At 67.6% G+C, this 23,740-nt stretch carries 24 protein-coding genes; 9 read left to right on the forward strand and 15 right to left on the reverse strand.

Going from position 1 to position 23,740, the window contains the following annotated elements; all coding sequences use genetic code 11:
• Window positions 1-10: 10 nt before the first annotated feature.
• The 4 genes from leuC to LHU95_RS10545 all read left to right on the forward strand — a co-directional run bounded on the left by leuC (window position 11) and on the right by LHU95_RS10545 (window position 3,507).
• The gene (leuC, locus tag LHU95_RS10530) at window positions 11-1,408 is read left to right on the forward strand and encodes a 3-isopropylmalate dehydratase large subunit (protein ID WP_248711316.1); all 1,398 of its coding nucleotides are present in this window, start codon (window positions 11-13) and stop codon (window positions 1,406-1,408) included.
• A 1-nt stretch (window position 1,409) separates the two neighbouring features.
• Window positions 1,410-2,033 carry a 3-isopropylmalate dehydratase small subunit gene (gene leuD / locus LHU95_RS10535; RefSeq protein ID WP_248711317.1) on the forward strand — a complete coding sequence of 208 codons (624 nt, stop codon included), beginning with the start codon at window positions 1,410-1,412 and terminating at the stop codon, window positions 2,031-2,033.
• Entirely contained in the window at window positions 2,030-3,121 is a 1,092-nt protein-coding gene (gene leuB / locus LHU95_RS10540; RefSeq protein WP_248711318.1) for a 3-isopropylmalate dehydrogenase, read from the forward strand. The genes leuD and leuB overlap by 4 nt, the downstream gene beginning before the upstream one ends.
• Before the next feature lie 104 nt (window positions 3,122-3,225).
• Window positions 3,226-3,507, forward strand: coding sequence for a hypothetical protein (locus LHU95_RS10545; protein WP_248711319.1), 282 nt, complete (start codon window positions 3,226-3,228; stop codon window positions 3,505-3,507).
• A gap of 98 nt (window positions 3,508-3,605) precedes the next feature.
• Here the strand turns inward: LHU95_RS10545 and LHU95_RS10550 are convergent, their stop codons facing one another.
• From LHU95_RS10550 to LHU95_RS10580, 7 genes are all read right to left on the reverse strand, one after another.
• On the reverse strand, window positions 3,606-4,547 hold the full coding sequence (locus tag LHU95_RS10550) for an isoaspartyl peptidase/L-asparaginase (protein ID WP_248711320.1): 942 nt from the start codon (window positions 4,545-4,547) through the stop codon (window positions 3,606-3,608).
• A gap of 37 nt (window positions 4,548-4,584) precedes the next feature.
• Complete coding sequence (locus LHU95_RS10555) at window positions 4,585-5,319, reverse strand: TlyA family RNA methyltransferase (protein ID WP_248711321.1); 735 nt, start codon at window positions 5,317-5,319, stop codon at window positions 4,585-4,587.
• A 7-nt stretch (window positions 5,320-5,326) separates the two neighbouring features.
• Window positions 5,327-7,252, reverse strand: coding sequence for a 1-deoxy-D-xylulose-5-phosphate synthase (gene dxs / locus LHU95_RS10560; protein WP_248711322.1), 1,926 nt, complete (start codon window positions 7,250-7,252; stop codon window positions 5,327-5,329).
• Window positions 7,253-8,173 carry a polyprenyl synthetase family protein gene (locus LHU95_RS10565; RefSeq protein ID WP_248711323.1) on the reverse strand — a complete coding sequence of 307 codons (921 nt, stop codon included), beginning with the start codon at window positions 8,171-8,173 and terminating at the stop codon, window positions 7,253-7,255.
• Between the two features lie 14 nt (window positions 8,174-8,187).
• The gene (gene xseB, locus LHU95_RS10570; RefSeq protein ID WP_248711539.1) at window positions 8,188-8,415 is read right to left on the reverse strand and encodes an exodeoxyribonuclease VII small subunit; all 228 of its coding nucleotides are present in this window, start codon (window positions 8,413-8,415) and stop codon (window positions 8,188-8,190) included.
• Between the two features lie 187 nt (window positions 8,416-8,602).
• Window positions 8,603-9,532, reverse strand: coding sequence for a histone deacetylase family protein (locus tag LHU95_RS10575; RefSeq protein ID WP_248711324.1), 930 nt, complete (start codon window positions 9,530-9,532; stop codon window positions 8,603-8,605).
• Window positions 9,529-9,765, reverse strand: a complete 237-nt coding sequence (locus LHU95_RS10580; protein ID WP_248711325.1) for a sulfurtransferase TusA family protein — start codon at window positions 9,763-9,765, stop codon at window positions 9,529-9,531. Before LHU95_RS10580 ends, LHU95_RS10575 begins: the two co-directional genes overlap by 4 nt.
• A 62-nt stretch (window positions 9,766-9,827) precedes the next feature.
• Between LHU95_RS10580 and LHU95_RS10585 the strand changes: the two genes are divergently transcribed.
• The 4 genes from LHU95_RS10585 (at window position 9,828) to LHU95_RS10600 (ending at window position 15,090) form a co-directional block, all read left to right on the forward strand.
• Window positions 9,828-10,709, forward strand: coding sequence for an ROK family protein (locus tag LHU95_RS10585; RefSeq protein WP_248711326.1), 882 nt, complete (start codon window positions 9,828-9,830; stop codon window positions 10,707-10,709).
• Window positions 10,710-10,782: 73 nt separating this feature from the next.
• Window positions 10,783-12,684 carry a PhoX family phosphatase gene (locus LHU95_RS10590; RefSeq protein WP_248711327.1) on the forward strand — a complete coding sequence of 634 codons (1,902 nt, stop codon included), beginning with the start codon at window positions 10,783-10,785 and terminating at the stop codon, window positions 12,682-12,684.
• A gap of 144 nt (window positions 12,685-12,828) precedes the next feature.
• Complete coding sequence (locus LHU95_RS10595) at window positions 12,829-14,097, forward strand: DNA polymerase IV (RefSeq protein WP_248711328.1); 1,269 nt, start codon at window positions 12,829-12,831, stop codon at window positions 14,095-14,097.
• Window positions 14,098-14,214: 117 nt separating this feature from the next.
• Window positions 14,215-15,090 carry an outer membrane beta-barrel protein gene (locus tag LHU95_RS10600; protein WP_248711329.1) on the forward strand — a complete coding sequence of 292 codons (876 nt, stop codon included), beginning with the start codon at window positions 14,215-14,217 and terminating at the stop codon, window positions 15,088-15,090.
• Window positions 15,091-15,373: 283 nt separating this feature from the next.
• Here LHU95_RS10600 and LHU95_RS10605 read toward each other — a convergent pair whose 3' ends face one another.
• Window positions 15,374-16,339 carry a tripartite tricarboxylate transporter substrate binding protein gene (locus LHU95_RS10605; protein ID WP_248711330.1) on the reverse strand — a complete coding sequence of 322 codons (966 nt, stop codon included), beginning with the start codon at window positions 16,337-16,339 and terminating at the stop codon, window positions 15,374-15,376.
• Window positions 16,340-16,499: 160 nt separating this feature from the next.
• A complete protein-coding gene (locus LHU95_RS10610) occupies window positions 16,500-17,453 on the reverse strand; it encodes a tripartite tricarboxylate transporter substrate binding protein (RefSeq protein WP_248711331.1) in 954 nt (317 codons plus the stop codon).
• Between the two features lie 85 nt (window positions 17,454-17,538).
• Between LHU95_RS10610 and LHU95_RS10615 the strand changes: the two genes are divergently transcribed.
• Complete coding sequence (locus tag LHU95_RS10615; protein ID WP_248711332.1) at window positions 17,539-17,976, forward strand: thioesterase family protein; 438 nt, start codon at window positions 17,539-17,541, stop codon at window positions 17,974-17,976.
• A gap of 26 nt (window positions 17,977-18,002) precedes the next feature.
• On the opposite strand, the gene LHU95_RS10620 is transcribed toward LHU95_RS10615, so the two are convergent.
• From LHU95_RS10620 to ugpB, 6 genes are all read right to left on the reverse strand, one after another.
• Window positions 18,003-18,296, reverse strand: coding sequence for a DUF1330 domain-containing protein (locus LHU95_RS10620; RefSeq protein WP_248711333.1), 294 nt, complete (start codon window positions 18,294-18,296; stop codon window positions 18,003-18,005).
• A 4-nt stretch (window positions 18,297-18,300) separates the two neighbouring features.
• Window positions 18,301-19,299, reverse strand: coding sequence for a tripartite tricarboxylate transporter substrate binding protein (locus tag LHU95_RS10625; RefSeq protein ID WP_248711334.1), 999 nt, complete (start codon window positions 19,297-19,299; stop codon window positions 18,301-18,303).
• Window positions 19,300-19,341: 42 nt separating this feature from the next.
• The gene (ugpC, locus tag LHU95_RS10630) at window positions 19,342-20,415 is read right to left on the reverse strand and encodes a sn-glycerol-3-phosphate ABC transporter ATP-binding protein UgpC (RefSeq protein ID WP_248711335.1); all 1,074 of its coding nucleotides are present in this window, start codon (window positions 20,413-20,415) and stop codon (window positions 19,342-19,344) included.
• Window positions 20,415-21,236 (reverse strand): sn-glycerol-3-phosphate ABC transporter permease UgpE, encoded by an 822-nt coding sequence (ugpE, locus tag LHU95_RS10635; RefSeq protein WP_248711540.1) that lies wholly within the window; start codon window positions 21,234-21,236, stop codon window positions 20,415-20,417. The genes ugpC and ugpE overlap by 1 nt, the downstream gene beginning before the upstream one ends.
• 65 nt (window positions 21,237-21,301) lie before the next feature.
• On the reverse strand, window positions 21,302-22,183 hold the full coding sequence (gene ugpA / locus LHU95_RS10640) for a sn-glycerol-3-phosphate ABC transporter permease UgpA (RefSeq protein ID WP_248711336.1): 882 nt from the start codon (window positions 22,181-22,183) through the stop codon (window positions 21,302-21,304).
• A gap of 109 nt (window positions 22,184-22,292) precedes the next feature.
• The gene (ugpB, locus tag LHU95_RS10645; RefSeq protein WP_248711337.1) at window positions 22,293-23,654 is read right to left on the reverse strand and encodes a sn-glycerol-3-phosphate ABC transporter substrate-binding protein UgpB; all 1,362 of its coding nucleotides are present in this window, start codon (window positions 23,652-23,654) and stop codon (window positions 22,293-22,295) included.
• Window positions 23,655-23,740: the final 86 nt, after the last annotated feature.

The raw sequence follows: 23,740 nt of genomic DNA on the forward strand, positions 1-23,740 counted from the left end.
GGAGGACGCCATGCCCAGCACGATGTTCGACAAGATCTGGGACCGGCACGTCATCGCCGATCTCGGCGAGGGCTGGTCGCTGCTCTATCTGGACCGCATCCTGGTGCATGATCTGAGTGGCGGGCGTGCCATGGCGGAGCTGGCCGAAGCAGGGCGCCACGTGGCCGAGCCGCGCAAGGTGTTTGCCACGCCGGACCATGCCGTCTCCACCCTGCCGGGCCGCACCGCCGCCACCTACCCGAAGGGCGAGCGGCTGCTGAAATCCCTGCGGGAGCGCTGCGCGGCCGAGGGTGTGCGCATGTTCGACCTCAACCAGCCCGGCAATGGCATCGTGCATGTCATCGCACCCGAACTGGCCATCGTGCTGCCGGGCCTGACGCTGGCCTGTGGAGACAGCCACACCTGCACCAATGGCGGCGTGGGGGCGATGGCCTTCGGCATCGGCGCCAGCGAATTGGGCCATGCGCTCGCCACGCAGACCCTGCCGCAGCGACGCCCGGGCACCTTCCGCATCCGCTTCGAAGGCACGCGCCCTTTGGGTGTCACGGCCAAGGACATGATCCTCGCCGCCATCGGCCGTTTTGGTGCGGCGGCGGGGACCGGCATGGCGATGGAATATGCCGGCAGCGCCGTCCAGGCGCTGTCGATGGAGGAGCGGCTGACGCTGTGTAACCTCTCCATCGAGATGGGTGCCAAGGTCGGCATGGTGGCCCCGGATGAGACCACCTTCGCCTACCTGGCCGGCCGCGAATTCGCGCCCAAGGGTGCCGCCTGGGACGCTGCGCTGCGCGATTGGCGCGCCCTGCCGAGTGACCCCGGCGCGCGCTTCACGCGTGATGAGGTGATCGCGATGGAGGACATCGCGCCCCAGATCACCTGGGGCACGAGCCCCGAGCAGGTGGCCGCCGTCACCGGCCATGTGCCGAACCTCTCGGAAGCGCCCAATGAGGGCAAGCGCGCCGCCTGGGAGGCCGCACTGGACTATATGGGCCTGCAACCCGGCCAGAAGCTGGAGGGCACGCGGGTGGACTGGGTGTTCATCGGCTCCTGCACAAATTCGCGCCTGTCCGATCTGCGCGCCGCCGCCGATGTGCTGAAGGGCCGCCACAAGGCCGATCACGTCACCGCCTGGGTGGTGCCAGGCAGCGAGACGGTGAAGGCCGAGGCCGAGGCCGAGGGCCTGCATCTGCGCTTCCAGGAAGCGGGCTTTGAATGGCGCGAGCCCGGCTGCGCGCTGTGCGTCGCCGCCAATGGCGAGGCGGTGCCCGACGGGGCGCGCTGCGTCTCCACCTCCAACCGCAATTTCGTGGGGCGGCAGGGGACGGGGGCGCGCACGCATCTGGCCTCCCCCGCCATGGCGGCGGCCGCGGCGCTGGCGGGCGCCATCGTGGATGTGAGGAGCTTCTGACATGCAGGATTTTCAGAGCGTCACCGGCTGCGCCATCCCGCTGATGGAAGCCAATGTGGATACGGATGTGATCATCCCCATCCAGCGCCTGGTCGGCACTGGCCGCGAGGGGCTGGGCGTGCATGCCTTCGAACGCCGCCGCTATGTGAGCGAGGGCGTGGACAATCCGGATTTCATCCCCAACCAGGCGCCATATCGCAACAGCCCCATCCTGCTGGCCGCCGAGAATTTCGGCTGCGGCTCCTCGCGCGAGGGGGCGGTCTGGGCGCTGATGGGCATGGGCGTGCGCTGCGTCATCGCCCCCAGCTTCGGCGACATCTTCTTCTCCAACTGCTTCCAGAACGGGCTGCTGCCCGTGCAACTCCCCATCGAGGTGGTGCGCCGCATCGCCGAGGAAACCGCGGCGAGCCCCGGCAATGCGCGCACCACGGTGGATCTGGAGCGCCAGGTGGTCATCACCCCCTCGGGCGAGGCGATCCCCTTCAGCGTGGACCAGCGCAAGCGCGAGGCCATGCTGCACGGGCTGGATGACATCGCGCTGACGATGCAGCAGGCCGATGCCATCGCCGCCTGGAAAGCCCGCGACAGCGCCGAGCGCGGCTGGGCCTGGGAGAGCGTGGCATGAAGGTCCTGGTGCTGCCCGGCGATGGCGTGGGCCCCGAGGTCACGGCCGAGGCGGTGCGCGTGCTGCGCTGGTTCGCGGAATATCGCGGCCTCGATCTCACGCTGGTGGAGCGCGATTTCGGCATCGTGAACTGGCACAAGCACGGCACGCTGATGCCGGATGAAACCTGGGCGCAGATCGAAGCCACCGATGCCATCCTGTTCGGCGCCACAGGCTCGATTGATCAGCAGGGCCTGGTCCCGCCGGAGGAGCGCCGCAAGGGTTCGCTGCTGCGCATGCGCAAGGCGCTGGATCTCTTTGCCAATATGCGCCCCGTGCGGATGCAGCCCGCGCTGACGGAGGCCAGCCCCTACAAGCCGCGCATTACGGCGGGGGTGGATCTGTGCTTCGTGCGCGAACTCACGGCGGGGATGTATTTCGGCACGCCGCGCGGCGTCGAGACGCTGGCCGATGGCACGCGGCGCGGAGTGAACACCCACACCTACACCGAGGCCGAGATTGCCCGCGCGGCGCGCTTCGCCTTCACCCTGGCCCGCACGCGCCGCAACCATGTGACCAGCGTGGACAAGGCCAATGTGATGGAGGCGGGCGCCTTGTGGCGCGAGATGGTGGGGAAGATCCACGCCAGCGAATTTCCCGATGTCGGCTTCGAGAACATGCTGGCGGATAATTGCGCCATCCAGCTGGCGCGCGCGCCGAGGCGCTTCGATGTGGTGGTGACGGACAACCTGTTCGGCGATCTGCTGAGCGATGCGGCCGGTGCGATCGTCGGCTCGCTCGGCATGCTGCCCTCGGCCTCGTTGTCGGAGCCGGATGCCGCCGGCCGACGGCGCGCCCTGTATGAGCCGATCCATGGCTCGGCGCCGGATATCGCGGGGCAGGGGATCGCCAATCCCCTGGGTGCGATCCTCTCGGTGGCGATGCTGCTGCGCTGGAGTGCGGGCCGCCCGCAGGATGCCGATGCGCTGGAAGCGGCGGTGGAGGCCGCCCTGGCCGGTGGTGCGCGCACCGCCGATATCGCCGCCCCCGGCGAGGCGGTGATGGGCACGCGCGCCATGGGCGATGCGGTGATCGCCGCCCTCGGATAAATAAATGCTGGGCGCGTATCCGTTTCACGCCCTGCCACGTATCGCCTTCAGTCACATCACGGCGGGCCATCACGGCACGCCAGGTGACCGAAGGAGAGACTGCCATGTTCCGCAAGATTCTTGTTGCCGGCTTCCTCGCCACCGCCGCCATTTTCAGCGCGCAGGCCGCGACAGGCCCGATGGTGGTGGATGAAGCGCAAAGCCGCTCGGTGATTTACGACATGCCTTCGGCGAATATCGTCGGCAGCGCCAATGCGACGGTCAGCGGCAATGCACAGGATCACGACTACATGACGCAGCGCGTGATCACGACGCAGCGCCCGGCGAACATGTACGGCTTCGGGCGCGATCAGAACTGGAGCATTCGCGTCGAGAACAACAGCTGACGCACAGAGCATGATCCGTGAAGGCGGCTTCGCCGAAGCGGTGAATCATTCTCCTCGCCGGGCATGATCCGCGCAGGCGGCTTCGCCGAAGCGGTGCGTCACTCGCGCGGCGAGTTCTGCTCCTGATGGATCGCGGTGTGTGGCGTGGCGCCCGCCCGCCACCACCCGCGATACATCCCCTCCGTGCCGAAGGGCAGCGCCACCTCGCCCTCGGCGTCCACGGCGATCAAGCCGCCGCGCCCGCCCGCTTCAGGCACGCGGATCAGCGCCACTTCGGCGGTAGCCTCGGCCAGGGATTTGCCGGCCAGGCGCATCAGTGCCGCGATTTCATGCGCGGCGGCGCAGCGCATGAAGGCCTCACCCGTCCCGGTGCAGGAAACGGCCACATGCGAATCGGCCCAGGTGCCGGCTCCCAGGATCGGCGTATCGCCCACGCGCCCGGCGCGCTTGTTGGTCATGCCGCCGGTCGAGGTCGCGGCGGCCAGCATGCCGTTGCGGTCGCGCGCGACGGCGCCGATCGTGCCCATCTTCGCGGGCAGGTCATGATCGAGTGAGACCGTCTGCGCCGCCTGCGCGGCCAGGAGTTGCTGGCGGCGATGCTCCGTCTCGAAATAGGCCGGTGCTTCGAGAGCAAGCCCCTGGCTTGCCGCGAAATCATCCGCCGCCTGGCCCGCCAGCAGCAGATGAGGTGTGGCGCGCATCACCGCCTGCGCGGCCAGGATGGGGTTGCGGATGCGCGTGGCGCCCGTCACGGCGCCGGCCCGGGCGGTGCTGGTCATCAGCGCCGCATCCATCTCGATGCTGCCCGCCGCCGTGAAGGTGCTGCCATGCCCGGCGTTGAAGAGGGGGCAATCCTCCAGGCTCATCGCGGCGGCGATTACGGCGGCCTCGGCGCTGCCGCCCGCATCGAGGATGGCGCCACCCGCCTGCAGGGCGGCGTGCAGAGCCGCGCGGAAGGCGGCCTCCTTGTCCGGGGTGAGTTCATCGCGCCGGATGGTGCCGGCGCCGCCATGGATGGCGATGGTCCAGGTGTCTCGCATGGGCGAAGGTTAGCGGGGTTTTGCGCGGTTGCGCAGATCAGTCCCGCACGGCGCCGATGAGGAATTCGCGATTGCCCTCGGGGCCCAGCAACGGGCTTGGCTCCACGCCCAGGACGCGCCAGTCGGGCAGGGCGGCCCACCATTCGGCCATCTCGGCGCAGACGCGTTCATGCACCGCCGCATCGCGCACCACGCCGCCCTTGGCGATGGCCGGGCCAACCTCGAATTGCGGCTTGATGAGCGCGATGGCCCAGGCGCCCGGCTTGCACAGCGCGAGGCAGGCGGGCAGCACGACGCGCAGGCCGATAAAGCTCGCGTCACAGACCAGCACATCGAGGGGAGGGACGTCGCCCGGCTTGATGTGGCGGGCATTCACGCGCTCCATCACCGTCACGCGCGGATCATGCCGCAGCTTCCAGGCGAGCTGCCCATGCCCCACATCCACGGCATGCACATGCGCGGCACCGTGATGCAGCAGCACATCCGTGAAGCCGCCCGTGGAAGCGCCGAGATCCAGGCATACCCGCCCCTCGGGCGAGAGGCCGAAATGCGCAATGCCATGCGCGAGCTTCACGCCCCCGCGCGAGACCCAGGGGTGATCCTGCCCGCGCAGTTCCAGCGCCCGGCCCTCGGCGATGATCTCGCCGGGCTTGTTGATCCGCGTTTCGCCCGAATAGACCAGGCCCGCCATGATGTAGGCCTGGGCGCGGGTGCGGGATTCCGCCAGCCCGCGCTCGACCAGTGCGAGGTCGGCGCGCAGCTTGCCGGTCATGGCCGGCTCAGGCGCGCGCCGGCTCCGCCAGCGCGTCCTTGCCCAGTGCCGCCAGCGCCATCGCGGTGATCTGCGGCGCGTTCAGCCCGGCCTGGTCGTATTGCTTCCTGGGATTTTCGTGATCGATCCAGATATCGGGCAGCGTCATCGGGCGGAATTTCAGCCCGTGATCCAGCAGGCCGCGCAGCGCCAGATGGTGCATCACCAGGCCGCCAAAGCCGTTCAGGCTGCCTTCCTCGATGGTGATCAGCACCTCATGGTGCCGTGCCAGCTGCTCGACCAGCGCGGTGTCCAGCGGCTTGGCGAAGCGCGCATCGGCCACGGTGGTGGAAAGGCCGAAACTGGCCAGCTCATCCGCCGCCTTCAGGCATTCCTGCAAGCGCGCGCCATAGCTGAGGATGGCGATCTTGCTGCCCTCACGCAGGATGCGTCCGCGGCCGATCGCCAGTGGCGTGCCGCGCGCGGGCAGGGGCTCGAGCGCGAAGCCCTCGCCGCGCGGATAGCGGACGCCCGAGGGGCCGTCCTCGATCTGCGCCATGGTGGCGATCATGTGGGCCAGCTCCACCTCGCAGCTGGCCGCCATCAGCGTGAAGCCGGGCAGGCAACCGAGATAGGCGATATCGAAGCTGCCCGCATGCGTGGCGCCATCGGCACCCACAAGGCCGGCGCGGTCCATGGCGAAGCGCACGGGCAGGCCCTGCAAGGCCACGTCATGCACCACCTGATCGTAGCCGCGCTGCAGGAAGGTTGAATAGATGGCGCAGAAGGGCTTCATCCCCTCGGTCGCCATGCCGGCGGCGAAGGTGACGGCGTGCTGCTCGGCGATGCCGACATCGAAGCAGCGATCCGGGAAGCGCTTGGCGAACATGTCGAGGCTGGTGCCGGAGGGCATGGCCGCATTCACGGCCACGATGCGCTCATCCACCTCGGCCTCGGCGATCAGGGCCTGGGCGAAGACCTTCTGATAGACGGGCGGGCCGGGCGGCGCCTTTTGCTGCTCGCCGGTGATGACGTTGAACTTCTGCACGCCGTGATACTTGTCGCCGCTGGTTTCGGCGGGGGCATAGCCCTTGCCCTTCTGCGTGACGGCATGGACTAGGAAGGGGCCCTTGTGCTCGGTGTCGCGCAGGTTGCGCAGCACGGGCAGCAGGTGGTCCATGTTGTGGCCGTCAATCGGGCCGACGTAGTAGAAGCCCATCTCCTCAAAGAGGGTGCCGCCGGTCAGCAGGCCGCGCGCATATTCATCGGCGCGCTTGGCCGCACGCTCGATCGGGCCCGGGAAATTCTTCGCGAGCTTGGCGACGAAATCTCGCACCGACAGGAAGGGCCGTGAGGAAATCGTGCGGCTGAGATAGGCGGACATCGCGCCCACGGGGGGTGCGATGGACATGTCATTGTCGTTCAGGATGACGATGAGGTTGGCCTTCTCGGCCCCCGCATTGTTCATCGCCTCATAGGCCATGCCGGCCGACATGGAGCCATCGCCGATCACCGCGATGACGTTGCGCGGCGTGCCCTGCAGCGCGCTCGCCACTGCCATGCCGAGGCCGGCCGAAATGCTGGTGCTGGAATGGGCGGCACCGAAGGGGTCGTATTCGCTCTCGCTGCGCTTGGTGAAGCCCGAAAGCCCGCCGCCCTGGCGCAGCGTGCGGATCCGGTCCCGCCGCGCGGTCAGGATCTTATGCGGATAGCACTGATGCCCCACATCCCAGATCAGCCGGTCATGCGGCGTGTCGAAGATGGCGTGAATCGCCACGGTGAGTTCAACCACGCCGAGCGAGGAGCCCAGATGCCCGCCGGTCACGGAGACGGCGCTGATGGTTTCGGCCCGCAATTCGTCGGCCAGCTGGCGCAGCTGGTCGGCGGAGAGATTGCGCATATCCGCGGGGACGCGCACCCGGTCCAGCAGCGGGGTTGCAGGGCGGTCTTGCATCTAGTTTCTCCGCTCAATCACGTAATCGGCCATGGCGCGCAACAAATCCGCGCGGTCGCCAAACATTTCCACATGGTCCCGCGCCTGCGCCACCAGGCGCTCGGCCTGCATGCGGGAACGCTCGATGCCGAGCAGCCCCACCAGCGTGGCCTTGCCCGCCTCGGCATCCTTGGCGGTCGCCTTGCCCATGGTCTCCGTGCTGGCGGTCGCGTCCAGCAGGTCATCGGCGATCTGGAAGGCGGCCCCCAGATCGCGCCCATAGGCCGCCAGCGCATGGCGCTGCGAGGATGCGGCCTTGCCCAGCACGGCACCCGCCTCGGCCGAGAATTCGATCAGCTTGCCGGTCTTGAGCAATTGCAGCCGGCCAATGGCGGGCTCTTCCAGGGGCGTCGTCGCCTGCTCGGCCATGATGTCCAGCATCTGGCCGCCGCACATGCCGCGCGGGCCGGCGGCGCGGGCCAGCATGCGCACCAGCTCGATCCGCACGGCGGGGTCCGGATGGGTCGCGTCATCGGCCAGCACGGTGAAGGCGTGGCATTGCAAGGCATCGCCGGCGAGGATGGCCGTCGCTTCGTCGAATTGCTTGTGGCTGGTGGGCTTGCCGCGCCGAAGGTCGTCATTGTCCATGGCCGGCAGATCGTCATGGATCAGGCTATAGGCGTGCATCATCTCGATCGCGCAGGCGACGCGAAGTGCCGCACTGCGCGAGACGCCGAACTGCCTCGCCCCTTCCAGCACCAGGAAGCCGCGCATGCGCTTGCCCCCGCCGATGGTCGAATAGCGCATGGCATCGAATAGCCGCGCCTCATCGCCCTCGACCATCGGGAGAAGCTGATCCAGCGCCGAATCAATATCCTGGGCGGCCTCGGTCAAGGCGGCCGCGAGTGAGGCGGCGGAAGCCCCGCCGGTGACCATATCCATTCGGCTCCGTAATCCTATTCCACATCCTTCAGGGTCAGGCCCAGCCCGCCTTCGACGACGGCCTGCACCTTTGCCTCGGCTTCCGCAAGCTTCGTCTCGCAATAGCGGCGCAGCGCGGTGCCTCGTTCATACTCCGAAATCGCCTGGGCCAATGTGCTGCGCCCACCTTCCAGCGACTTTACGATTCCCTCAAGCTGGCTCAGCGCCTCCTCGAAGGACAAATCCAGCACCTCGCCGCCCATGTGCTCCGCGGGCTTCGATGCATGGTGAACTGACATTGCTCGCTCCCTTAATGATGCCCGACCTTGGTAACCTGTGGCCCCTGTTTCCCAGGGCCCTCATTGTTGGGGACGCCGGTTTTGATCCGCCCGCCCCGACAGATGCGCAGCAAACCGAAGTTTTCGAGGTAACACAACCGTCGCATTCCGCTCAACTTCGCATTAGGGCGCGAACATGCGCGGCGGAGGAGCTTGCCAGCGCCTGCAAATCATAGCCCCCCTCCAGCAGACTGACCACCCGGCCCGCGCAAACGCGGTCGGCCAGGGCGCACAACTCCATGGAAAGCCAGCTGAAATCCGCCTCCGTCAGGCGCAGCTGGGCCAGCGGATCCCGTGCATGGGCGTCAAAACCGGCCGAGATGACGATGAGATCAGGGGCGAAGGCCTCGATCGCTGGAAGCAGGGCCTCTGCCCAGGCCGCGCGAAACTCCATGCCGGAGGCACCAGGCGGCAGGGGCGCATTGTGGATATTGCCGACCCCCGTCTCGGAAGCGGCACCCGTGCCGGGGTAAAGCGGCATCTGGTGGCTGGAGGCAAAGAGGATGGTGGGGTCCGCCTCGGTGCAGTCCTGGCTGCCATTGCCGTGATGCACGTCAAAATCGCAGATGGCCACGCGGGCCAGGCCATGGGCGGCCTGGGCGTGGCGGGCCGCGATCACGGCATTGGCGAAGAGGCAGAATCCCATCGGGCGGCGCCGCTCGGCGTGGTGGCCGGGCGGGCGGGTGGCGCAGAAGGCGCGGCGTACCTTGCCCTCGCAGACCTCATCCACCGCGCGCACCGCCGCCCCGGCCGCCAGCAGCGCGGCCCGGGCGCTGCCCGCGCACATGATGGTATCGGCATCCAGGGCCATGTATTCGCCCGGCGCCGGGCGCACGCCCAGGATGGCGGCCACATAATCGGCCGGATGGGCGCGCGTCAGCTGCTCCTCCGTGGCTTCTTCCGGCTGGTCGCGGATCAGCTCGGCGAATTCCTCGCTGTCCAGCGCCTGGAGCACGGCGCGCAGCCGGTCCGGGGATTCCGGATGGCCCTCACCCATCTCATGCGCCAGGCAATCGCGGTGGGTGAGCAGCAGCACGCTCATGCCTCGGCCCGCCGGCGCAGGATGAAGCGGAAGGCGTCATCTTCCTCGGCCCAGGCCAGGAGTTCATGGCCGGTTTCCTGCGCATAGGCATGGAAATCCTTCACGGCGGCGGGGTCGGTGGCCAGCACGGCGAGCGTGGCGCCGGGCGCCATGGCGCGCAGCGCCTTATTGGCCTTGAGCACAGGCAGCGGGCAGGTCATGCCGCGAACATCGAGTGTGGTGGTGTCTCCCATACCGCCAATGCAGCACCACAGGGGGCTTGCCCGCAAGCCTGCCGCGCAGCAGCCTCCGGCGCATGCGTATCGGGATTGATCTGGGCGGCACGAAGATCGAGGTGGTGGCCCTGGGCGCCGCGGGGCAGGTGCTGCTGCGCCGCCGCGTGCCCACCCCCGCGGATTATGCGGGCGTGATCGCCGCCATCCTGGCCCTGGTCACCGGGGCCGAGGCCGAGCTTGGCGCGCGCGGCACGGTGGGGGTGGGCATTCCCGGCAGCCTCTCGCCCCGCACCGGCCTGATCCGTGGCGCCAATTCCATGTGGCTGAATGGCGGCCGGCTCGACGCGGATCTCGCGGCGGCGCTGGGGCGGGAGGTGCGGCTGGCCAATGATGCGAATTGCCTGGCCCTTTCGGAGGCGGCGGATGGCGCGGGGGCAGGAGCGGCGAGCGTCTTCGCGGTGATCCTGGGCACCGGGGTCGGCGGCGGCCTGGTCATCGGCGGAACCCTGATCGAGGGCGTGAACCGCATCGGCGGCGAATGGGGCCACAACCCGCTGCCCTGGATGACGCAGGCGGAGTTCCCCGGCGCGCCATGCTGGTGCGGCAAGCGCGGCTGCATCGAGACCTATCTCTGTGGCCCGGCCCTGGCCGCCGATGCGGACGGCCCTGGCGCGCGCGATGCCAGCGGCCTGCCCGCCCGCCACGACCCGGCGGCGCGCCAGGCCTTGGCGCGCCACACGGACCGGCTGGCACGGGCGCTGGCCATGGTGGTGAATCTGCTGGACCCGGAGGTGATCGTGCTGGGCGGCGGCTTGTCCAACATGGCGCATCTCTACGCGGAGTTGCCGGTCCAAATGCCCAGGCATGTCTTTTCCGATGTGGTGCGCACGCGAATCCTGCGCGCCGCCCATGGCGACAGCTCCGGCGTGCTGGGGGCGGCCCGGTTGTGGGACCCGCCCTGAATTTTCGCCGAAGATTCATTCGCAAATCCCGGGGCAGGCCCCATTCTCCCGCGTGACAACCCAGGTGGATCCCATGGACTTCGACGCCGAAAACACCCCCAGCAATCCCGATCCGCGCGAAACCATCAGCGAGATCATCGAGCGCCGCTTCTCCCGCCGCGGCGCCTTGCTGGGCGGGCTGAGCACGGCCCTGGCCGGCGTGGCCGAGGCGGCGCCCATGCATGGCGGGCCCTCCACGCTGACCTTCGCCGAACTGCCCCACCAACTGGCGCAGACCGATGCGGTGGCCGCCGGCCATCAAAGCCGGGTGCTGATCCGCTGGGGCGACCCCGTGCTGCCCGAGGCGCCGCCCTTTGACCCGCGCCGCGTCACGGCCGCCGCCCAGGCCATGCAATTCGGTTACAATAATGACTACCTGGCGGTGCTGCCGATGCAGCGCGGTGGCGCCATCGGTGATCGCGCCCTGCTTTGGGCCAATCACGAATACACCAATACCAACCTGATGTTCCCCGGCATGGGCACGTCGAGCCAGGCGCGCGCCCGCGTCTCGGCCGAGCAGGCCGAGGTGGAGCTGATGGCGCATGGCGGCAGCCTGGTGGAGATCGAGCGCGAGGGCGGCTCCTGGAAGCTGGCGCGGGCGGGGCAGCTGAACCGGCGCATCACGGCAACCACGCCGATGCGGATCAGCGGCCCCGCAGCGGGCCATCCCTGGATGCGGACCAACGCCGATCCCTCAGGCCTGAGGGTTCTTGGCATGTTGAATAATTGTGCCGGTGGAACAACGCCATGGGGAACGATCCTCACCTGCGAGGAGAACTTCAACTTCCTCTTTGGCGGTGAGTTGACCGAGCCGGCGCTGGCGGAATCGCATCGCCGCTACGGCATTGTCGCCAATCCGCCCTATGGCTGGCACCGGCATATCGCGCGCTTTAATCGCACCCAGGAACCCAATGAAGCCAATCGCTTCGGGTGGGTTGTTGAGATTGATCCTTATGATCCGCAAAGCATGCCGGTGAAGCGCACCGCCCTGGGCCGCTTCAAGCATGAGGGCGCCACCTACGCCATGGCACCGGATGGCCGCGTCGTCTTCTACATGGGCGATGACCAGCGTTTTGATTACGTCTATCGCTTCGTCACCGCCCGCCCGCACAACCCGGCCAACCCGGACCGCAATCTGCTGGATGAGGGCACGCTCTCCGTCGCGCGGTATGAGGCCGACGGCACCATGCGCTGGCTGCCGCTGGTGCATGGCACCGGCCCGCTGACCGAGGCGAATGGCTTCCGCAGCCAGGGCGATGTGGTGCTGGAAGCCCGCCGCGCGGCCGATCTGCTCCAGGCCACGCCGATGGACCGGCCGGAGGATGTGGAGGCCAATCCGATCAATGGCCGCGTCTATGTCATGCTCACCAACAACGCCAACCGCTCGGCCGAGCAGGTGAATGCCGCCAATCCCCGCCCGGCCAATGCGCATGGCCATGTGCTGGAGATGATCCCGCCCGGCGCGCCCGACCGCCCGGACCATGCCGCCGAGACGATGCGCTGGGGCCTGTTCCTCCGCGCGGGCAAGCCGGGCCTTGATGCCGGCGCGCAATATCACCGTGCCACGAGCGAGCATGGCTGGCTCTCCTGCCCGGATAACTGCGCCTTCGACAGCAAGGGCCGCATCTGGATCGCGACCGATGGCGCCGGCAGCGCCGCGGGTGTCGCCGATGGCGTCTATGTGGCGGATACGGAAGGGCGCGGCCGGGCGCTGACGCGGCTGTTCTACCAGGCGCCGACCGGGGCCGAGGTCTGCGGCCCCTTGCTGCTGCCCGATGACAGCGCGCTGTTCCTGGCCATCCAGCACCCCGGCGAGGACCCCGGCAGCACCTTTGAAAACCCCTCGACCCGCTGGCCGGATTTCGTGGAGGGCGCGCCGCCCCGGCCTTCGGTGATCGTCATCACGCGGGAAGCGGGCGGGCCTGTCGGCAGCTAGAGCTTGTTCCGTTCGCGAGGGCTCACGATACAACCTCCAGCCCATTGATTTTCGAGCATCTTTATCCATCCAAGCGATCCCGTTTGGCCGGATGATGCTCCAAGCCGCTGGACGGGGAGGGCGGCCGGGGCCCATCCTGACGGGATGCCGGGCCTCTGCCGAGACTGCCTGAGCGCCGATCCGGGCGCCGGACCCGCCTGCCGGCATTGTGGCGGGCGGCGGGTGCTGCGCCATCCCGAGCTCTTCGCCCTCACCATCGCCCATGTGGATTGCGACGCCTTCTATGCCAGCGTCGAGAAGCGCGATCGGCCGGAACTGGCGAGCAAGCCCGTGCTGGTCGGTGGCGGGCGGCGCGGCGTGGTGGCGGCCTGCTGCTACATCGCGCGCGGCTATGGCATCCGCAGCGCGATGCCGATGTTCAAGGCGCTGGCCGCCTGCCCGGATGCGGTGGTGCTGAAGCCCGATATCGCCAAATACGCGGCCGAGGGCGCGCGCATCCGCGCCATGATGGAGGCGCTGACCCCCCTGGTGCAGCCGCTCTCCATTGATGAGGCGGTGCTGGATCTCTCGGGCACCGAGGCGTTGCATAAGGCACCTCCTGCCGTGACTCTGGCGCGGCTGGCCCGCGATGTGGAGCGGGAGGTGGGGGTGACCATCTCCATCGGCCTGGCCGCCAATCGGCTGATGGCCAAGCTCGCGGCCGGGCGGGACAAGCCGCGCGGCTTCGCCGTGATTGGCGGGGATGAGGCGGCGGCCTGGCTGGCGCCGCAGCGCGTGGGCTTCCTGCCCGGCATCGGGCCTGCCGCGGTGCGCCGGCTGGAATCGGCCGGGATCACCCGGCTCGGGCAATTGGCGGCGCTTGACCCCAAATCCGCCATGGCGCGGCTGGGCGCCGAAGGGCCCGCCCTGGCCGCCCGCGCGCGCGGCGAAGATGACCGGCCCGTCAATCCCGAGCGCGAGACCAAGAGCGTCAGCGCCGAGACGACCTTCGAGGAGGACCTGGCCGATCTTCCGGCGCTGGAGGGCGTGCTCTGGCGGATTTGCGAAAAGCTCTCGGCGCGGCTGGCCGGGAAGGGGCTTTCGGCCGGCGGCGTCGTGCTCAAGCTGAAAACCGGTGGCTTCGAGACGCTGACGCGCAGCGCGCGCCTGGCCGGCCCCACCTTGCTGCCGGAAACGCTGTTCGACGCCGCCCGGCCCTTGCTTGCCCGCGCGGCGGATGGCACGCGCTACCGGCTGCTGGGCCTGGGGGCGGCGCCGCTGTGCCTGGCGGCGGATGCGGATCAGGGTGACCTGGCGGACCCCTCGGCGCCGCGCCGCGCGGCGAAATGGCGCGCCATCGAGGCGCTGCGGGAGCGGTTTGGCGCGGCGAGCGTCGTGGCCGGCCGTTCGCTCACGGGTAAAGACAAAAGATAACCGGCACCGAAACCAATCGACGTTCCCTGGGTTATTTTCCTGGATTCAAACAGGAATACAGAGGGAATGACGATGAATACTCACGCTCTTTTTCATGGAAAATCGATCGGATATTCCATGGCTTCATGTTTATTCAGTATATGTATTTCGAGCATTCCAGAGGCCGCGGCGCAGGGCAGCGGGGCTGAATTCGCAGTCCCGACGCATGGCCTCTATATCGGTGCCGGCGGCAGTCTCAACGTCACGAATTTCGGGACGCAGAATGTCTATGCGCTGGGCTTGTCGGATGTTTATCAGAACGGCGTCCGGGTCTCGAGCGGATCGGCCGCGGGGCCGGCGCGGGTGCCGATGGGGAGTGAGGTCGGCTTCGCGCCTTCGGCCCAGATCGGCTACTATCAGAACTTCGCGGAAAGCCGTTGGCTTTGGGGTGTGAAGGCCGGCTACAGCTATCTCGGTACCACCGCCACCACGCCCAATGCGCTGCTGCCGCAAGCCGGCGCCTATACCTATACCCAAAGCGGGCTGACGGTCCCCTTCCTGGGCAATGGCGTGGTGCGCTCCTATCAGACGCGGTCCGAGCATCAGGTGGCGCTGACGCCATTCCTGGGCCGTTCCTATGAGCGGGGCTTTCTCTATCTGGGTGCCGGGCCGACGCTGACGCGGCTCAACACCCAGTTGAATGGCCTGATCGGCTTTGCCGACATCAACGGGAACCGCAGCGATATCTCGGGCGCACCGCAGAATTTCTCCAGTTCCGGCTGGGTCTGGGGGGCCATGCTGGTGGTGGGCGCCACGTATTTCGTGACCCCCTCCTGGTTTCTGGACTTCACCTACACCGCCTCGGCCACGCAACGTCAGGCGGGGAATTACTACAGCACCTTCAGCAACCCCAACGGTCCTGCGGGCGCGATCACCACGGGCGCGCTGATCGGCAATTCCTCCGGCGGGCTGGTCACGCAGGGGGCCACGCTGACGCTGAACCGGCGCTTCTGAAGCGTCATCCGTTCAAGCGATTTCGTTGGGGCGGATCAGGTTGCTTGGATAGCAGGGGGCTGGAGATTGTACCGTGCGCCCTTGCGAGCGGAACCAGCGCCAGCCACCACGGCAGCGCCCGCAAGATGCGCCGCCATAGCAATGCGCGATGCCATGCACGGCGGGTTTTCGCGCGCCGTGCATGGGCGCATGACCCGCCTTGGGATCATGCCGACCGTGCATTTTCAACCGCTACGGCTGTGTACGGCCAGAACTTTGGGTGCCAGCGCCGCAAGCCCCCGCCTCACTCCCGCCAGGGCCGCCGCTGCCACAGGGCGCGCAGCTGGCCCTCCGTGCGCTGGGCCATGGCGCGGTATTCGCCGCCTGAGAGGGGATTGAGCGGCATGAATTGCCGCTGCGCCTCGCGCAGGAAATCGCCATCGCGCATCGCCACCGCGAAGGCCTGGGTCAGGCGCTCCGTGATCGGGGCCGGCAGGCCGGGCGGGCCGACGATGCCGCGCGCTGCGCCATGCAGGATATCCAGCCCCAGCTCGCGAAAGGTCGGCACATCGGCGGCCTCGCTCCAGCGCGTGGCACTGGCCTGCGCCAGGATGCGCAGGCGCCCCTCCCGCTTGAGCTGCAACGCATCGCCCACATTGATCGCCGCCACATCCACATGGCCGCCCAGCAGTTGCGGGATCAGCGGTGCGGCCCCCGCGAAGGGCACATGGATCAGCGGCGGGATATTCGCCACCTGCTCGAAGGCCAGCATAAAGAGGTGATCATCCGAGCCGACGCCGGTGGTGGCATAGGTCATCTGCCGGGGCCGGGCGCGGGCGGCGGCGATCAGATCGGCCAGGGTGGTGATGGGGCTGTCGGCGCGCAGATAGAAGCAGTTCGCATCCTCGACGATATTGGCGAGGAAGGTGAAATCCATCGCGCGGAAGCGCGTGGGCCGCTCCATCGGGATGGCGTTGTGGGCGGGCAGGGTGGTGGCGCCCAGGGTGTAGCCATCCGGGGCGGCGTTGAAGGTGGCTTCCAGCCCGATCTGCCCCGCGGCCCCGCTGCGATTGGTGACGATATGGCGCAGCCCCGGGATCTGCGCGGCCACGATGGGCATGATCAGCCGCGTCATCACATCCACCCCACCGCCGGCGGGGAAGGGGACGATGACCTCGACGGGGCGTTCGGCGGGCCAGGCCGCCTGGGCCAGGCTGGGACGGGCCAGCATTGCTGCGCCCCCCGCGAGCCATGCGCGACGTTGGATCATGATGTCCTCCCTGTTTTGCAGGGAGGGTGCGACGGCGGGGAGCACGGAAGCAAGCGCCGTCTTTACCGGCCAAGCGTGCTGCGAAAGAACCCCCGGGGCGAAGCCATTCCCTGGCGAGCGTCAGCCCGCCAACACCCAAAGAGCGGGCGCTGCGGCAGACCTATTCCCGCCAGGGCCGCCGCTCCCACAGCCCCCGCAGCCCCGCGTAATCCGCCGCCATCATCTGCCGATAGGCGCGGCCGACCAGCGGGCGCATCGGGAAGCCCTGGGTCGCCGCGTCGCGCAGGAAATCGGCATCGGCCAGCATGGCCGTGAAGGCCAGCTCATATTGCAGGGTGATTTCCGGATGCAGGCCGGGTGGGCCCGCGATCCCGCGTGAGGAGCCGCCCAGCACGTCCAGCCCCGCCTCGCGAAAGGTCGGCACGGAGCCGAGCGGCGCCCAGCGTTCGGGCCCACCCTGCGCCAGGCCCCGGATGCGCCCATCGCGCAGCAGGTTCAGCGCCTCGCTGCCATTGAAGGCGCCGATGGGCAGCGTGCCGACCAGGAGATCACGCTGGATCGGCGCGGTGCCCGCATAGGGCACATGCAGCAGATTCACGCCGGCCGCGGCCTCGAAGGCCAGCAGCAGCATATGGTCATCCGAGCCGATGCCCGCCGTCCCCACGCCGATCTCGCCCGGGCGGCCGCGCGCGGCCTGGCGCAGATCCTCCAGCGTGCGCCAGGGGCTTCGGGCGGTGACCCAGAAGGCGCCGGGATCATCCACCACATTGGCCAGCAGGGTGAATTCATCCGGCCGGTAGCGCGGGCGCCGCTCGATCGCGATGGCGTGCATGGCGGTGTTGGTGGCGGCACCGATGGTGAAGCCATCCGGGGCCGCGTTGAACAGCACCTCGAAGCCGATCTGCCCGCCGGCACCGGGGCGGTTGATGACGGCGGTGCGCGCGCCGGGCAGATGGCGCGGCAGGTGGTGCGCGACGAGGCGCCCCATCTGGTCCACGCCGCCGCCGGGCGGGAAGGGGATGATCACCTCGATCGGCCGGTCCAGCGGCCAGGCCGCCCGCGCGACGGCCGGGACGGCAAGCCCCCCCACCGCCAGAAGCGTTCTGCGCCGCATGCCTCTCTCCCCGCTGCCTTGGAGCATGAGGGTGGATGCAAGCCGGGTTTTCGTCCAGCTTGCGCTGCAACAGAGGAGAGCACGCATGCACGGATCGCTGCTGGAAGAATTCGGCGTCGAGGGCGAATGGAACATCGCGGTGCGCCACCGCATCCGCTGGGCCGAATGCGACCTCTACGGCCATGTGAACCACGCGGCCTATCTGGTGATGTTCGAGGATCTGCGCGTGGAGCATTGGCGCTCCCTCGGCCAGGTGCTCCGGGCGGACCAGCCAGGGCCGGTCGTCGCCAAGCTGGAGGCGCGCTACATCCGGGCGCTGGGCTTCGAGGATGACGTGCTGCTGACGCTGCGCGTGCCCAGCCTGCGCAACACCAGCTTCGTGCATGAATACGCGATGTGGAAGAACGGCCTGTGCTTCGAGTGCAAGGCGCTGCTGGTCTGCGTCCAGGATGGTGCGAGCACGCCCATCCCGGAGGCAGCCCGCAAGCTCATGATCGAGCGCGACAACGCCAAGCCAGGGTGAGCGGGGGCGCTGCCGCCCCCCGATGATCAGCCCGCGTAGCCCTCCACAAGGGCCACGTGGGAGATGGTGCAGGATTGGCGCAGCGCGATCAGCGGGGCGTATTCGGGGCCGTGATAGAAGCGCTTCAGCACCTCCATGCTCGGGTATTCCAGCACGACGATGCGGTTGAAGCCGGGCTCGCCTTCCACCACCGTCACCGCACCGCCGCGGATCAGGTAGCGCCCGCCCTGGGCTGCGATCATCGGCGCCACCTGGTCCCGGTAATCGGCGAAGCGCGCCGGGTCATTCACGGTGATGTTGGCAATCAGATAAGCGGCCATTTTTCTACTCCACCTTGATGCCGGCGGCACGGATGATGGGCTCCCACTTGCCGATCTCGGCGCGCAGGAAGGCGGCGGCACTTTCCGGCGTGCTGTCGGTGACGACCTGCATGGTCATCTCGGTCAGCCGGGTGCGGATATTCTCCAGCGATGCGGCGCGGTTCACGGCGGCATTGATGGCGCGCACGATGGGGGCGGGCGTGCCCGAGGGCACCAGCACCATATGCCAGGTATAGGCCTCGTAATCGGCCACACCCTGCTCGATGAAGGTCGGGATCTGCGGCACCAGCGGGCTGCGCGCGCGCGTCGAGATCGCCAGCGGGCGCAGCTCACCTCGCTGGATATAGGGAATGGTGGCGGCCGCGACGTCCAGCATCATCGGAATGCGGCCGGCCAGCACATCGGGCATGGCCGCCGAGGAGCCGCGGAAGGCGATGTGGTTCATCCGCAAGGGGCCCTGCGGGCCGCCCGCCATGTGCAGGAACAGCTCGGAGGCCAGGTGGACGGCGCCGCCATTGCCGCTGCTGGCATAGTCGTAGCGGCCAGGGTTGGCGCGCACCAGGGCGATGAGCTCCGGCAGGGTGCGCGCCGGGAAGGCGTTGTTCACCATCATGATCATCGGGATTTGCCCGACGAGTGCCACCGGCGTGAAATCCGCGATGGGATCGAAGGGCACGCGGTCAAACAGCGCGCGCACCACGGCGTGGCCGACCGTGGTGTAGAGCACCGTCAGCCCATCCTTCGGCGCCTTGGCCACCAGATCCGTGCCGATGATGATGCCCGAGCCGGTGCGGTTTTCCACCACGATCCGGTTGGGCAGTACCTTGGACATCTCCTCCGCGATCATGCGCGCCGGAATATCGGTGGGGCCACCCGCGGCGAAGGGGACGATGAAGCGCACCGGCGCATGGGGCCAGTCAGTGGCGGTTTGGGCCGTGGCGGCTGGAACGCGGGCGGCGAAGGGCGCGAGTGCGCCCATGGCGAGCGCATGGCGACGAAGCATGGAACGTGGTCTCCCGTTTGATTACCCGGGAGATTGGGGGCTTCAGCGCCCGGCTTCAATCCTCTTGCCGGTTTCGCCATCAAACACATGCAGCGATTCCAGCGGCAGGATCACGCCCATCGGGCCGTCGTGATAGCTGGCCCCTTGCAGGCGCGCCGTCAGCGGCGTGCCGTCCGGCAGCTTGCCGTGCAGCACGCTCTCCCCACCCAGCGGCTCCACCAGATCCACCAGCAGGTCGAGCCCGCCTTGGCCGATGCGCAGATGCTCCGGCCGGATGCCCAACGTCAGCTTGCGGCCGGGCGCGCCGGCGCGCGCCCCATCCTGGAAGGGCAGCACAAGCCCGTTGCCGTCGAGCCGCGCCGCACCCCCACCCTCCATCAGAGTGGCCGGCAGGAAGTTCATCGAAGGGCTGCCGATGAAGCCCGCCACATAGGTATCGGCGGGCTTTTCCCAGATTTCCATGGGGGTTGCGATCTGCGCGGCGTGGCCTGCATGCATCACCACCAGGCGATCCCCCAGCGTCATCGCCTCCACCTGGTCATGCGTGACGAAGAGGCTGGTCACGTGCAGGCGCTTCTGGAGCTGGCGGATTTCGGCCCGCATCTGCACCCGCAGCTTCGCATCGAGGTTGGAGAGGGGTTCGTCGAACAGGAACAGCTTGGGGTTGCGCACGATGGCGCGGCCCATGGCCACGCGCTGCCGCTGCCCGCCCGAAAGCTGACGCGGCTTGCGCTCCAGCAGGGCACCGATGCCCAGAAGTGTTGCGGCCTCATCGACGCGCTTCACGATCTGGTCCTTGGGCATGCCGCGGATTTTCAGGCCGTAAGCCATGTTCTGGAAGACGCTCATATGCGGATAGAGCGCGTAGTTCTGGAACACCATCGCCACATCACGATCGGCCGGCTCCAGGGGGGTCACATTCTGGCCGTCAATGATGACATCGCCCGAGGTCGCGGTTTCCAGCCCGGCCACGATGCGCAGCAGGGTGGATTTTCCGCAGCCCGAGGCGCCGACGATGACGATCATCTCGCCATCACGGACTTCGAGGTCCACGCCATGCAGAACGGGGGTTTGCGCGAAGGATTTCTTGATGTCGCGAAGGGTCAGCGTGGCCATTACTTTTCTGTCTCCGTCAGGCCCTTCACGAACCATCTTTGCATCAGCACCACCACGGCGATGGGCGGCAGCAAGGCCAGCACCGCCGTCGCCATGATCACATTCCATTCATTCTGCGAATCCCCGCTGCCGATCATCTTGGTGAGGCCGACGACGATGGTTTCCATGCTGCGGTCATTCACGATCAGCAGCGGCCAGAGATACTGGTTCCAGCCATAGATGAAGAGGATGACGAACAGCGCCGCCACATTGGTGCGGCTGAGCGGCAGGATCACATCCAGGAAAAACCGGATGGGTCCCGCGCCATCAATCTTGGCGGCTTCCACATATTCATCGGGGATGGTGAGGAAGAATTGCCGGAACAGCAGCGTCGCCGTGGCGCTGGCGATCAGCGGGACGATCAGCCCCTGGTAGGAATTGGTCATGTTGAGGTCCACCATCACCTGGATGGTGGGAATGATGCGCACCTCGACCGGCAGCATCAGCGTGATGAAGATCAGCCAGAAGAACAGCATGCGCAGCGGGAAGCGGAAGAACACCACGGCGTAGGCCGAGGTGAGCGAGATGGCGATTTTCCCCACCGCCACACAGACCGCCATGATGATGCTGTTGAACAGCATGACACCCGCCGGGACGCCCATGAAGCGGCCGCCGCCAACACCCCAGGCCTGGCTGTAATTGGCGGCACCCTCCCCACCCGGCAGCAGCGGCACATCGCCACGGCCGATGGTGTTCACATCATGGGTGGAGCCGATGATGGTGAGGTAGATCGGGAAGGCGAAGATCAGCACGCCGAGGATGAGGCACAGATGCGTGACCATCGCCTCCCGCCGCTGGCGGCGGCGCGTGCGGTCGGCCAGCAGGTTGATGTCCAGCTTGGCGGCCATCAGTAATGCACCTTCCGCTCGACATAGCGGAACTGCACCATGGTCAGCACGATGACCAGGATCATCAGGATCACGCTTTGCGCGGCGCTGGAGCCGAAATTCAGGTTCATCACGCCATCGGTATAGACGCGGTAGATCAGCGTTTCCGTGGCCTTGCCGGGCCCGCCCTGGGTGAGCGAGTGGATGATGCCGAAGGTGTCGAAGAAGGCGTAGACGAGGTTCACCACCAGCAGGAAAAACGCGGTGGGCGAGAGCAGCGGGAACACCACCGTCCAGAAGCGCCGCATCGGCCGGGCGCCATCAATCGCGGCGGCTTCCAGCACGGATTTCGGAATGCTCTGCAGCCCGGCCAGGAAGAAGATGAAGTTGTAGCTCACTTGCTTCCAGGCGGCGGCCAGGATGATCAGCAGCATCGCCTGGTCGCCATTCAGCTTGTAGTTCCAGGGGATGCCCATCGCGTTCAGCGCGCGGCCGAAAATGCCGATATTCGGGTGGAACATGAAGAGCCAGAGCACGGCCGCAATGGCGGGTGCGACGGCATAGGGCCAGATCAGCAGCGTCTTGTAGGTGTTCGCGCCGCGGATGTGCTTGTCCGCCTGCACAGCGAGAAACAGTGCCGAGGCCAGCGCCAGGATCGCGACGGAAGACGAAAACAGCAGCGTGCGGAAGGCGGAATCCAACCAGGTCGGGTCGCTCAGCACATCGGTGAAATTCTCGAAGCCGACGAATTGGCTGGAGAGGCCGAAGGCATCCTCACGCAGGAAGGATTGCCGCACGGCTTGCGCGGCCGGCCAGAAGAAGAAAAGTCCTGTGACGATGATCTGAGGCAGGAGCAGGAGGTAGGGCAGGGCAATGCCCCGGAAGTAGACCTTCTTTTCCATGTCATCCTTTCCGTGGGAGGGCCCAGCCCTCCCACACCCACCATCACTCATCGGAGATGCAAGAACCCGAGGTTCTTGCTGTGGAGTTTGAGGGGCAACGCCCCTCAATTCACCCGCGGTTCGTGCGCTCGAAATTCCGCAGGACGACATTCCCGCGCGTCACTGAATTGTCCATCGCCTGCTGCGCCGTCTGCTGGCCCTGCAGTGCCCGCTCCATCTCCTCCTGCATCGCGGTGCGGATTTCGACGAAGCCGCCCAGGCGAATGCCGCGGCTGCTGCCCGTCATCTGACCGCCGCCGCGCAGCAGCTGCTCGATCGGAATATCGGCGCCCGGGTTCTGCGTGTAGAAGCCGGTCGTCTTCACCTGCTCGAAGGCTGCCTTGGTGACGGGCAGGAAGCCCGTCGCCGTGTGCCAGTTCGCCACCACGCGGGTCTGCGCCAGATAGGCGAAGAACTCCGCGATGCCGCGATTCTCATCGGCCGAGCGCGTGGCGTTCGGCCCGCGATTCATTGCCCAGAAGGCCGCACCCCCGATGATGGAGTTGATCGGCGCACCCTGCACATCATCATAATAAGGCAGCATGGCGACGCCCAGATTGGCAATGCCGCCCGGCAATTCCCGCACAAAGCGCGCCCGCGCGCCCGAGGAGGCAAAGACCATCCCGGACGAGCCATTGGCGAAGAGCGCATCGCCCGCCGCATCGCGCCCGCCCCAGCGGAAGGTGCCCTCCCGGCCCATTTCCATCAGCGCGTTGATGTGCCGCACCATCAGCGGGTTGTTGATCCGCAGCTCGGCGTTCAGTCCGCCGAAGCCGTTGTCGAGGGTGGCGAGCGGCGTATTGTGGATCGCGCTCATCTGCTCGATCTGCGTCCAGGTCGGCCAGGCGGTGGTGACGGGGATTTCGACATTCGCGGCCTTCAGGCGGGTGGCCGCGGCGCGCAGTTCGGCCCAGGTCTTGGGCGCCACATCGGGGTTCAGCCCGGCGCGGCGGAAGGCGTCCTTGTTGTAGAACATGACCGCCGTGGAGGAGTTGAACGGCATCGCCATCATCCGGCCATCGGCCAGCGAGTAGTAGCCGCGCACGGCGGGCAGGTAGTCGTCGAAGGGAATGGTCACGCCGGTTTCGCGCAGCAATTCATGCAGCGGCTTGATGGCGCGGCCAGCGGCCATCATCGTCCCGGTGCCCACTTCGAACATCTGCACGATGTGCGGCGCCGTGGCCGAGCGGAAGCCGGCAATCGCGGCCACCATCGTCTCGGGGTAGGAGCCGCGGAAGCTGCTCACCACGCGGAAGCGCGGCTGGCTCGCGTTGAATTCGGTGGCGATTTCTTCAAGCAGGCCGCCCAGCGGCTGGGCCAGGCCGTGCCAGAAGGAGATCTCGATCGGGCCGCCCTGCGCCAGTGCAGGTGCGGCCAAGGGGGCAGCCAGGGGGGCAGCAAGAACGGCCTTGCCGAGTGTGCGACGCAACATGATGGGCTCTCCCGCGTGTTTTCGATGGGTGGCGCCTAAGCCCCCATCATTGCCCCCATGTGACACTAAAATGGCAGTTCCGTGAA

The organism is Sediminicoccus sp. KRV36, from assembly GCF_023243115.1.
Lineage (GTDB): Bacteria > Pseudomonadota > Alphaproteobacteria > Acetobacterales > Acetobacteraceae > Roseococcus.